The 12215-nt window shown below is 43.1% G+C and carries 10 protein-coding genes; 6 read left to right on the top strand and 4 right to left on the bottom strand.

Going from position 1 to position 12215, the window contains the following annotated elements; translation table 11 throughout:
• Positions 1 to 15: 15 nt before the first annotated feature.
• From FS666_RS03280 to potA, 4 genes are all read right to left on the bottom strand, one after another.
• Positions 16 to 1116, bottom strand: a complete 1101-nt coding sequence (locus tag FS666_RS03280) for an ABC transporter substrate-binding protein (RefSeq protein WP_244943830.1) — start codon at positions 1114 to 1116, stop codon at positions 16 to 18.
• 96 nt (positions 1117 to 1212) lie between these two features.
• Positions 1213 to 1986: a spermidine/putrescine ABC transporter permease PotC gene (gene potC / locus FS666_RS03275; RefSeq protein ID WP_144460501.1), complete on the bottom strand. Its 774-nt coding sequence runs from the start codon at positions 1984 to 1986 to the stop codon at positions 1213 to 1215.
• Positions 1987 to 2820: an ABC transporter permease gene (locus FS666_RS03270; protein ID WP_164876395.1), complete on the bottom strand. Its 834-nt coding sequence runs from the start codon at positions 2818 to 2820 to the stop codon at positions 1987 to 1989.
• Positions 2821 to 2900: 80 nt separating this feature from the next.
• Positions 2901 to 3971 (bottom strand): spermidine/putrescine ABC transporter ATP-binding protein PotA, encoded by a 1071-nt coding sequence (potA, locus tag FS666_RS03265; protein WP_144460503.1) that lies wholly within the window; start codon positions 3969 to 3971, stop codon positions 2901 to 2903.
• A 636-nt stretch (positions 3972 to 4607) separates the two neighbouring features.
• Between potA and FS666_RS03260 the strand changes: the two genes are divergently transcribed.
• The 6 genes from FS666_RS03260 to FS666_RS03235 all read left to right on the top strand — a co-directional run bounded on the left by FS666_RS03260 (position 4608) and on the right by FS666_RS03235 (position 12214).
• Positions 4608 to 6743 carry a sigma 54-interacting transcriptional regulator gene (locus FS666_RS03260; RefSeq protein ID WP_144460505.1) on the top strand — a complete coding sequence of 712 codons (2136 nt, stop codon included), beginning with the start codon at positions 4608 to 4610 and terminating at the stop codon, positions 6741 to 6743.
• A 220-nt stretch (positions 6744 to 6963) separates the two neighbouring features.
• Positions 6964 to 8385, top strand: coding sequence for an NAD-dependent succinate-semialdehyde dehydrogenase (locus tag FS666_RS03255; protein ID WP_144460507.1), 1422 nt, complete (start codon positions 6964 to 6966; stop codon positions 8383 to 8385).
• Positions 8386 to 8448: 63 nt separating this feature from the next.
• On the top strand, positions 8449 to 9102 hold the full coding sequence (locus FS666_RS03250; RefSeq protein ID WP_144460508.1) for a GNAT family N-acetyltransferase: 654 nt from the start codon (positions 8449 to 8451) through the stop codon (positions 9100 to 9102).
• 137 nt (positions 9103 to 9239) lie between these two features.
• A complete protein-coding gene (locus tag FS666_RS03245; protein WP_144460510.1) occupies positions 9240 to 10592 on the top strand; it encodes an APC family permease in 1353 nt (450 codons plus the stop codon).
• Between the two features lie 121 nt (positions 10593 to 10713).
• On the top strand, positions 10714 to 11520 hold the full coding sequence (locus tag FS666_RS03240) for a sensor histidine kinase (RefSeq protein WP_144460512.1): 807 nt from the start codon (positions 10714 to 10716) through the stop codon (positions 11518 to 11520).
• A complete protein-coding gene (locus tag FS666_RS03235; protein ID WP_144460514.1) occupies positions 11498 to 12214 on the top strand; it encodes a response regulator transcription factor in 717 nt (238 codons plus the stop codon). Before FS666_RS03240 ends, FS666_RS03235 begins: the two co-directional genes overlap by 23 nt.
• Position 12215: the final 1 nt, after the last annotated feature.

Raw genomic sequence — 12215 nt, 5'->3', positions numbered from 1 at the left:
CGCCTTGCGCTTTTCTTATTGCTTGATTTCAGACCAAACGCGGTCATATTCCAGGATGGCGTCCTCGATGTCTTTGAAAACTTCGCTCTTCTCCAAGAATTCTTCGTTGGAATAGACGGCAGGATGTGTCATGATATCATCGTCAATCAGTTCATGCGCCGCCAGGTTTGGATTGGCGTACGGGAAGTCTTCGATAATTTCCGCACTGACCTCGGGTTTTAAAATAAAGTCAATGAAGGCCTCAGCATTCTTTTTGTTTGGCGCACCAGTAGGTATGACAAAGTTGTCGATCCAAATATTTGTTCCTTCATCAGGCAGTACAGTTTTAATGGATGGGTTTTCTTTTTCTGCCAAATAGGCCTCTGCGCCCCAGACAATTCCGGCTTTGGCTTCGCCGTTAACCAGCATCGTTTTCGGGCTGTCACTATCATACGCCTTGATGTTTGGCAGTAAATCCATTAACAGGTCTTTCGATTTTTGAATGACTTTGGTATCAGTTGAATTCATCGACTCACCTTGAAGCTTATTGCCGATACCGATCAGAATTCTTTGGTCGTCGAGCACAACAAGGGAGTTTTTAAACTCGAGATCCCATAAATCTTCAAAGCTGGTGACCTCTTTATCAACTTTATCTTCATTGATGGCAATCACTACATTTCCCCACATATAAGGGATGGAATATTCATTGCCCGGATCATAGTCTGGATTCAAGAATTCAGGATCCAGATTATCAAGCCGAGTGATGTTTTCCTTATCCACCTCTTCAAGCAGGTTTTGTTTCTTCATTATTTCAACCATGTAATCACTTGCCACCGAAAGATCATAACCTGCTGCTCCGGCACTGATTTTGGCCAGCATTTCTTCGTTGGATGAATAAACATTGTAATTGACTTTTATTCCGGTTTCTTCTTCAAACTGTTTGAGTATCTTATCAGGCATGTACTCAGACCAGATAAATAAATTCAGTTCGCCCGAAGCTTTTCCATCCCCGCCGTCCTTTGATCCGTCCTCCCCTCCTGATGTACTGCTTTTTCCGCATCCGGATACGAGAGTCCCGACGATCAATGCCATAACGAAAAGGAAGGCACATTTGCCGGTTCTTCTTAAAAATTTCAAAATATTTACCCCCTTTTTATTTTTGGAAATTCTTTTTGCCTTAATAGCCGGTAGTTCTAAAGTACCGGCTATATTATATTGAATCGGCTTTTTTATTTATTTGTTTAGTCTGAGTTGGGCAAATACTGCAATTGACAGGGTAATCACAAGCATCAATGTGGAAAGTGCATTGATCTCAGGCGATACGCCGAACTTCACCATCGAGAAAATTTTCAAAGGCAAAGTTGTACTGCTTGGGCCGGCGACAAAGAAGCTGATGATCACATCATCAATCGACAGGGTGAAAGACAAAAGCGCTCCAGCCATGATACCCGGGCCGATGATAGGCAGCGTCACCTTTGTGAATGTGTGCCATTCATTGGCGCCAAGGTCCCTTGCGGCTTCTTCCATTGATGGATCAAAACCTTCCAGCCTCGCCCTGACAATAACGACGACAAACGGAATACAAAAAGTAATATGGGCAATAACCAATGTCGTAATTCCAAGAGGAACGTTAACGAGCGCGAAAAAGGCCAGCAAAGAAATCCCCATGACGATTTCCGGAATGACGATTGGAAGATACAGCATCCCATCAAGCGCGGTTTTGCCGCGGAAGTGGAAGCGGTACATTCCGACGGCAGCAAGTGTACCGATCATTGTGGCAACAATGGTCGAGACGAAAGCGACTGTCAAACTGTTTTTGGCTGCTGCCAGGATGTCGCTGTTTTGCATCAGCTTTCCATACCACTCAAATGTAAAGCCGGTCCACACGGCATTCAGTCTTGACTTGTTAAAAGAAAATACGATCAAGATGATAATCGGGACATACAAAAATCCGTAAATGAACAATGCATACAGAATCGATGGCAAGCTTTTCAATCGAAGATTCATCTACAACACCTCGAGTCCTTTTTTATTGCCGCCGATCCTTAAATAGATGAGGATAAAGATTAATGTCAGCACCATCAATATCATGGATGCTGCTGAGCCGAACGGCCAATCTCTAGCTGTCAGGAACTGATTTTTAATCAAGTTTCCAATCAAAAGTGATTTGGAACCTCCCATTAAATCCGGGATGAAGAACAGCCCGAGGGTGGGGATGAATGTAAGCAGCGCGCCGGCAACAACTCCAGGCATTGTGAGCGGCAAAGTGATCCTTGTAAACGTTTGCCAAGGTTTCGCCCCTAAATCGCTGGAAGCCTCCAGCAGTGACTTATCCAATTGTTCGATTGAAGCATACAGCGGCAATACCATGAACGGAAATAGCGTGTACGTCAATCCGACCATCACAGCCCCGTGGTTGTACAGCATGGCAAGAGGCTCGGAAATAAGGCCTATTTTCATTAGGACTATATTAATAACCCCTTCTGTACGCAAAAGAACAATCCATGCATACGTTCTGACAAGTGAATTTGTCCAGAAAGGGACCATGACGAGCATGAGCAAAAATGCCCGGTATTTCTTTGGCGACCTTGCGATGATATAAGCGAAAGGGTACCCAAAGATAAGGCATAAGATCGTTGTAAAACCGGCTATGACAAGTGAATCCCATAAGATCTTCAAATAAAGGGGGTCAAAAAAACGGGTATAGTTTTCTATCGTAAAACTGTACTCCACTCCGCCATACAAACCCCTTGTGGCAAAACTGATCAGCAAAATGAAAAGAAGCGGGAATATAAAAAACAGTACAAGCCAAAATGTAACAGGTGAGAGTGTCCATGCCATTCCGAACAATCTGCCGCTCTGACGTCTCCTTTTCTTGGAAACGACAGGCGTTTTATCTGCTGGCGCAACGTTTGTGTCCATCATGCAATGATCACCGCCTTGTCAGGTTCCCAGTTTACATACACATCTTGATCGACAGTGAATGAATGGGCAACTTCCGGGGTGTCGTTGACAGTGACTTGATATCCGCCGGGAAGGGAAACGACCGTTTTGATGACGGACCCTACATAAATATGTTCGACGACTTTCCCTGGAATGGCGAAGCCGGCTCCATTCATTTCGTTGTGCAGGTGCACTCTCTCCGGACGGATGGCCATTGAAACCTTTTCATCCAATGATACCGGGTTTGCAGGAATGATTGGTACTTTGTGTCCGGAAAGGTCGAAATAAGCATGCTGTTCGTCCAGCTCGATAACCTTGCCTTCAAACAAGTTTGTCTCACCAATAAAATCTGCAACGAAGCGTGATGCGGGACGTTCGTATATTTCATCCGGCGTTCCAAGCTGTTCGATAATTCCGCCATTCATGACAGCAATGCGGTCAGACATGGTGAGGGCTTCCTCTTGATCGTGTGTTACATAAATGAAGGTGATGCCCAGCTTCTGCTGCAAATGTTTCAATTCAACCTGCATCTGCTTACGGAGTTTTAAGTCCAACGCTCCCAGCGGCTCGTCGAGAAGCAAAACTTTTGGGCTGTTGACCAGGGCGCGGGCGATAGCGACACGCTGTTTTTGCCCTCCGCTGAGCTGATCGGGCTTGCGCTCGGCAAAGCTTTCAAGCTGGACCAGTTTAAGCGCTTCCAAAACACGGCGTTTAATGTCATCCTTGTTTACTTTCTTCATTTTAAGACCAAAAGCGACATTATCAGAAACATTCATATGAGGGAACAGGGCGTAACTTTGGAAAACCGTGTTAACATCCCTCTTATGCGGGGGAATATTGCTGACATCTTTTCCGTCTATAATGACTTCTCCGTCAGTCGGCTGTTCAAATCCTGCAATCATGCGAAGAGTTGTAGTTTTTCCGCACCCTGAAGGTCCCAAAAGGGTGAGAAACTCCCCAGTCTTTATATCCATGTTAATATTTTTTACCACAACGTTGTCATCGAAGCTTTTGACCACATTGTTTAATTTCACCATGAGTTCACTCAAAATAATACCACTCCTTTAGTCTTAGTTGCTGTCAGTTTAGTCTGAAAATTGTGCGTCGACGAAACTTAGTTAATATTGATGCAAGTTATGTGCCAAAAGTTTCTTACCCGGTGTAATTAAATCGATAAGGAAAAGCCTTACAAAGAAGGGAGAAACTTATGATTTTTTGCATAAATTATTCGGGATTGAATAATGTAACGAATGGTTGAGTTGATTTTTTGAAAAGGAAAGAAAGCAAAAATTTTTTCAAAGATATTCGTATAAAATTATTGTGCTATATCCAGCTTCAGCGCCCAGCGACTAGCAAACTTCGCACTCCTCCACTACGATAAGTCAACATCGGCTCCGACGCACAGGATGTGCTAGTGCAGGCGAAGCGACAGGACGTCGCTGCTTGAGCCTGCCTTCGTCGCCGTGTTTCCTTTATCTCATTGCGGAGTGCTCCAGTTTGTACGTCGCTAAACGGGCGCTTGCGCTTTTCTTAGTTTGTTTAAATGGTAAAGATTATGCAACGAATACCTTGATAATTCATTTGTGAATAAAAAATGAAAAAATACATAACTGAATGAAATTTTTCTGTTATAATGAGGGAAGAGAACCGACAGAAAATGACAAAAGCGCAAAGGGGAGGATGTCGTGTTTTTAATATCAAAAGATATTATTCAATCAATCGTCAAGCTTTCTGTTGATCAGCCTCAGCAAGAATGGCGTGCCCTTTTGTCTGACAAAAAGAACCGGTTTATTTTTTTGGAGGAAGGCGGAAAGGTTACTTCCTATATTTATTTAAAAGATCTTCCTATGAGTGAGCGAGAAGGCGGGGAGCTGGAGCTCGAACAAATCAGGCGGTATGCCCTCCCGGTTACAGAGTTGAGCACATTGTCCGAAAACCTGTCTTTTTCTTCAATCTTCCAGGTGCTTGGAAAGGAATTGTCTTTAATTAAAAATGAAAGCGGTTCAATCACGGGGTACGTGCTTCGCGAGGATTTGATCGTCGAGCTTTTCAGGCAGGAAAATGAAGATGCCAATATATTGAAAGTTCTTCTTATGTCCATTCCGATGGGGATATTCATAATTGACAATCACGGGGTGATTGTAGACTGTAACGAATCAGCCTTGGAAATGACGCGGTTCAAAGCGGGGGAAGTTTTGAATTATCCTGCTGAAACTATATTTGATGCCGGTCATTTGAAGCATGTTTTTCAGACGGGTGAGACGGTTTTAAACCAGATACAGGTCACAAACGAATCGGGGATTCTTGTCGATTACAGCCCGATTGTCAATGACGAAAAGAATGTGGAAGGGATCATTATCATTGTTCAGGACCTTCCGATGGTCGAACAGATGGCCATGGAACTTGAATCAGTCAAAAACTTGAACAAGGATCTGAATGCCATCCTGTCCAGCATTTATGATGAAATCCTTGTAGTAAATCCGAAAGGGGAATTGCTCCGCTACAGTGAAAACGCCATTCCGGAGTTTTGGGGCGCAGACCTGAAAGAACTGGTCGGGAAAAATATTATAGAACTTGAAAAGCAGGGACGGTTCATGCCTTCGGTGACTCGTCTTGTCATAGAGAAAAAGAAAAAAGTTTCTGTGGTGCAGGAAACCCCTGAAGGCAAAAAGGTTCTGGCTGTCGGCAATCCGGTTTTTGATGAAAATGGAGACATTGAAAGGATCATTGTAGCTTCGCGCGATATTACAGAAGCGACCCGTCTTCGTGACGAGCTCCGCGAAATGAAGAAGATTTCCGCACAGTATAAGCAGGAGCTTGATGAGATGAAAATGCAGGAACAATTAAGCCGGAAACTGATTTATCGCAGCCAAAAGATGGAAGATATTATGGGGCAGGTTCATAAGGTGGCCAAATTTTCTTCCACTGTACTGATCCAAGGGGAATCCGGTGTGGGGAAAGAAGTGATCGCCCATGCCATTCATCAATTGGGAGGGCGAAAAGACCGGCCGTTTTTAAAAGTGAATTGCGGGGCAATTCCCGAAGCGCTCCTTGAAAGCGAACTTTTTGGCTACGTGAAAGGTGCCTTCACTGGGGCGGATCCCGGCGGTAAAGACGGTTACTTCAAACAGGCTGATCAGGGGGTATTGTTTCTTGATGAGATTGGAGAACTGCCCCTCAGGCTCCAGGTGAAGCTTCTTCGCGTCCTCCAGGAAAGGGAGGTGGCACCTATCGGAAGCACTCAAACTTTCCCGGTTGATGTGCAAATAATAGCGGCTACAAACACGAATTTAAGGGAGATGGTGGCGGAAGGGTCGTTCCGCGAAGATTTATTCTACCGATTGAATGTTATTCCCATTCATGTTCCGCCATTAAGGGAAAGGCATGAGGATATTCCGCTGATTGCTTTTCATTTCTTGAAGCAATTTAATGAGCAGCACGACAGCAGTTACCATTTGACACCTGATGCTCTTAATCTATTGGAAGCATACACCTGGCCGGGAAATATCCGGGAGCTGCAGAATATTGTCGAACGCTTGATAGTGACGGCTGACGACGAAATGATCGATGCAAGCGTCGTCGGGCAAGTTTTGAAATTGAATGAGCCGATGACTAAGGTGAAGCCGATTATTACGAACATCATGCCTTTGCAGGAAGCTTTTGAAGCTGTGGAAGAACAGCTTATAACGCAAGCGATGAATTTATATAAAACGACGACAAGAGCGGCAGCGGCGCTTGGGATCAGCCAATCCTCCGTCAGCAGGAAATACCAAAAAATTGTCAATAAAAGACGGGAAAGGGAAGATGTTGGAATCCGCTAAACTTTATTAAACAGCCTTAAATGCAAAAGTCTATTCATTTTTGCATAACGGTATTGCGAAAAGAATAAAATATTGTTAGAATGAAAGGGCTTTAACCTTTCATTAAGGCGTTTTAACGGATGGACATGGCAATGCCATGCTGGCATGATTATTGCAAGAATTATGAAGGACAATATTTTACTAATAAGCGATCGAAAATCGGAATGAAGGGAGATCTACCATGTACTACATTAATGGAGAATGGCATGAATCGGACCGAAAAGAGCAAGTCATAAACCCGGCGACGCTGAAAGTCATTGATACGATTTCGGTTTGCGGGGCAGAAGAAACGAAAGCGGCCATTGCAGCTGCTAAAGAAGCTTTTAAGACTTGGAAAAAATCTACAGGCAATGAAAGAAGCGCCTATCTTTTCAAAGCGGTCAAGCTGATGAAAGAAAGAGTGGACGAGCTTGCACAGATCATCACGTTGGAAAATGGGAAACCGCTTCCGGATGCCAAAAGAGAAGTATACAGCGCAATCAGCTATCTTGATTGGTATGCGGAAGAAGCAAAAAGAATCTACGGTGAAGTGCTGCCTGCTTCCCATCAAGACAAAAGCCTGATGGTGATCAAACAGCCGGTCGGAGTATGCGGTGCCATCACACCATGGAACTTCCCGCTTTCCATGATCACAAGGAAAATCGCACCTGCGCTTGCAGCGGGCTGTACAATTGTTCTTAAGCCTGCATTGCAAACACCGCTATCTGCTATTAAAGTGTTCGAGTGTTTCCATGAAGCCGGGCTTCCCAAGGGAGTTGTAAACCTTGTCATCGGTCCTGCTGAGGAAATTGGAAGAGAATTGACTTCAAGCCCGGATGTACGCAAGCTTACTTTCACTGGATCTACTTTCATCGGTAAAAAGCTCGTTCGCGACTCAGCGGATACAATGAAAAAAGTATCGATGGAATTGGGCGGACATGCTCCTTACATCGTTTTTGAAGATGCGGATATCGACCTTGCGGTTGAAGGTGTCATGCTTTCCAAATTCAAAAACTCCGGCCAGACATGCATCAGCACGAACCGTGTGTATGCACATAAAAGCATTGCCAAAGAATTTGCGGAAAAGCTTGCAAAACGTACGGCAGAATTGAAAATCGGCGACGGCTTGGAAGAAGGGACGGACGTCGGTCCCCTAATCAATGAAAAAGCGCTGGAGACAATGAAAAACCAAGTGGAAGATGCCGTGAAACACAACGCCGAAGTCGTATCTGGCGGTAATGTATATAACTATGAAAAAGGCGATGGCTACTTCTTTGAGCCTACTGTCATCTTGAATGCGACGGAAGACATGGTGATCGCTACCGAAGAAACATTTGGCCCGATTGCACCTGTGTTCACTTTTGAAAGTGAAGAGGAAGTCGTTGAAAAAGCAAATAATACACTGTACGGCCTTGCTGCGTACTGCTATACAAAAAATCTCGGCCGCGGCATGAGAATGATGAGAGAACTAGAGTTTGGAATCATTGGAATCAACGATCCGGCTCCAATCGTCATTCAGGCTCCATTCGGCGGAATCAAAGAGAGCGGAATGGGCAAAGAGGGCGGAAAGTTCGGTCTGGAAGAGTATTTGGAAGAGAAATTTGTTTCTATTTACGAAAATTAAAGATTACGGATTGTGCGTAAATCTTTTTACGCACAATCCCATTAAAAGAAGGAGGGGCTGTCTATGAGAACGCAGTTTCTTAAAGCTATAGAAGCAGCAGGAGCAAGATTAATGACCTTAGATGACATCTATAAAGTAAATGAGATGGCAGCCATCGGTTTTGGAGATCCTGCAATCCCATTTAAGCCTGAACATTTGGCCAGTCAGATTGAAATTTTTCCTGAAGGCCAGGTGGTTATAGAGCATGAGGATGGAAATATCGTAGGTTCGTGTTCAAGTGTCATTGTCAACTTTGAGGATTATGGAGTAAATCACGACTTTGACGAAATTTCAGACAGCGGATATATAAAGAACCATAATCCGAAAGGGAAAAACCTTTATGGAACAGAGGTGGTTGTTCACCCGGATTACAGGGGCCTGAAGATCGGGAAACGTTTATACCAGGCGAGAAGAGCCATTGCACAAGAATTTAACCTGGAAAGCATCCTTTTTGGAGGCCGTATTCCAAACTATCATAAACACGCAAATGAATTGACTCCAGAGCAATATGCACAGAAGGTCGTAAATGGAGAAATCTATGATCCAGTCATGACGTTTCAATTGAAGAACGGATTTGAATTTAGGGCGATTATGCCAAACTATTTGCCGACAGATGCAGAATCATTGAAATATGCAACTTTAATGGAGTGGAAAAATCCGGATTACAAGCCGATGTAACCGTTTAATAAATAATGATAGATTGATATTTTCGGATTGACACGGGTTAATCCGAAAATTATCCCCTTTTCTCAACATAGTACTTTTGAAATGAGTAAAATAAGCTAAATGCAAACGGAAATAGAGGAGGCTGTTACATGGGGACAAACACATCATTGAAAAGATCCCTTGGATTATGGGCAATCGTTGCTTTAGGTTTGGGTTACATGACACCCACGGTTGTATTTGACACTTTTGGAATCGTTTCCAAGCAAACAGGCGGGCTTGTCCCCTTGGCATATATCGTAGGTTTAATCGTTATGCTTTTTACGGCAATCAGTTATGGAAAAATGGTAAAGGTTTTTCCAAGTGCCGGATCTGCTTACACATATACAAGGGAGACGATGGGACCCCGGCTGGGATTTTTGGTCGGCTGGGCTTCATTGCTGGACTATTTGCTTCTCCCGCTTGTAAACGCAGTCATTATCAGACTGTATATGGAATCTCTGTTTCCTGACGCCTCCGCATGGATATGGGTGCTCATCTATGTCGCCTTTGTAACAGCCATCAACGCGTTCAGTATGAAGTCAACGTCAGGTGTGAACATTATTCTAGTCGTATTTACTATGGCTTTGATGGCAGCTTTCGTGGTACTTGGAGCAATCCAGCTTTATAAAGGAATGGGTACAGGAACCCTGTTAACGATTCAGCCGTTGTTCCAGGCGAATATGCATATAACCGCCGTGTTAACCGGAGCAACTGTTGTATGTTTCTCATTCATCGGCTTTGATGCGATCACAATGTACACGGAAGAGGCAAAGGATATCAATGTAATGCCGAAAGCAATCGCTTTCACCGTTCTTATCGGGGGAGCTGTATTCTTTGTCGGTGCATACTTTGCACAAACATTATTCCCTGATGTTTCGGTATTTAATGTTGTGGATGACACACTTCCTGAAATTGCATTGTATGTCGGCGGCGTCGTCTTCCAGTTGATCTTCCTATCCGGAGCATTCGCGGCAACGATCGCATCCGGACTGGCTTCACACTCCAGTGTTTCCAGATTGCTGTTTGTGATGGGGAGAAATGGCGTCTTGCCTAAAAAGCTTTTTGGATACGTGCATCCGAAATTCAGAACACCGCTTTTCAACGTCATTTTCGTTGGCCTCGTCAGCTTGCTTGCAATGGGGCCAAGCCTTGAGCTGGTGTCAGCGGTCATTAACTTTGGTGCTTTGATAGCGTTCACATTTGTTAACTTATCTGTTATTGCATACTTTGTTTTTAAAAAGAAACAGTACCAGACTCCAAAACAAATAATCTCATACATCGTCATGCCTACGCTGGGTGCAGCTTTTACTGGTGTTTTATGGGCGCACTTGCATGCCGATGCGTTCATCGGAGGTATCGTATGGGTTGTTATCGGGGTCATCTATATGTTCATCATGTCCAAGGTCTTTAAGAGGGATATTACGGATCTTGGGGTGGATGAAGCCGAGAAGATGACAAGTTAAACCACTCATAAGTTAAAAGGAAGAACAGCCCATGGGGCTGTTTTTCCTTTTTCGAATGATCTAGCCAAAAGCCTGGATTTTTAGTATGATAATTCAAATTCTATTAACAGCGGTGAGATGCATGGTTTCATACGAGAACTTTTTCCTATTTATCTTAATAAGTATTTTGTGCCCGGTGATTGGAGTCCTAATTTTAATTATTTTTAATGCATTCGAGAAACAAATATATTTGTTAGAGGTAGAAAATTCAAAGGTTTTATTGGAAAAAGAATTGGAAACGACAAAGTATGTCAGGCTTAATCAACAGATCCAGCCTCATTTTTTATTTAATGCCTTAAATTCCATGTTCGGTTTAATACGTCTAAAAAAATATGACCGTTTGGAAGAAACGTTTGAACATATGGTTTTATATTTACGATCGAAATATGATCAAGAAAAAACACTCTATACCTTAAAAGAGGAAATTGAGTATACAAATCATTTTTTGGCTATACAACAGCTTCGTTTTGGGGGGCGGCTTCGTGTAGAGTGGGATGTGGAAGATGGAATTGAGGAAATATTGATTGTCCCATACCTGCTACAAACACTAGTTGAAAATGCATTTAAACATGGAATAGAGAATCTTGAAGGCCCGGGAATAGTTCGTATAATCATACAATCAACCAAGCACCGGCTATCTATCATTGTTGAAGATAATGGACCCGGTTTTGCCTTTAACCCATTAGAGGAAGAAAGTGGAATAGGAATTGGTTTAAATAACGTTTCTAAACGACTGCATCTTTTGTTTGGAGAGGAGGCGGATATGGATTTTTCATTGGATGGTCAACAGGAAAAACGAGGCGGACGAGTAATTGTGTCATTTCCTAAGGTTTTTGAAAGGGTCGAACTTGGAGGTGGAAAATACAATGAACATTCTCATTCTGGATGATGAGCCAATAGAATTGGAGCAGTTAGAGTTTATGGTCCACTTGCATTATCCTACATGGAACATTTATAAAGCTTTGTATGCGTCAGAAGCGATTGGATTAGCAGAGGGGATGCTTGGCAGAGGTTCTTTTCAGCTGGCACTCATGGATATTAAACTTCCGGGTATGAATGGATTGGAGGTTGCAACAAAACTAAAGGCGTTAATGCCAAATATGGAGATCATCATTATATCGGCTTTTCAAAACTTTGACTATGCAAAAAAGTCGATACACTTAAAGGTATTGGATTACCTTGTCAAACCGGTGATTGAAAAAGAATTGATTGGTGCTTTGCAAAATTTTTTACAAGCCCATCCAGAACATGATCGTTACTCAGAGGTTATAAGTGAGGTCATTAAACTAGTTAAGAAACATTATAAGGAGCCTTTAAAGTTGGCTTCTATTGCGGAAAATCTTCATATTAATATCAGCTACTTAAGCCGGCTCTTCAGGGAAGAGGTCGGTGTAAACTTCTCTGATTATTTGCTGCACTACCGTATTGAAAATGCAAAGAAGCTGCTGATTCAAAATAAAAATTGGACGATTCTCCGTGTAGCAGAGGAATGCGGTTTTAATAGCCAGCATTATTTCAGTAATGCTTTTAAAAAAATTGTTAGCTGCACACCAAAAGAATATCGGAACAAGAAAGTAGTTTAAG

It is taken from the genome of Siminovitchia fortis (genome assembly GCF_007681465.1).
GTDB classification, from domain to species: Bacteria; Bacillota; Bacilli; order Bacillales; family Bacillaceae_C; genus Siminovitchia; species Siminovitchia fortis.
Note: the sequence above shows the minus strand (reverse complement) of the source record. Positions and strands in the feature narration are given on the sequence as shown.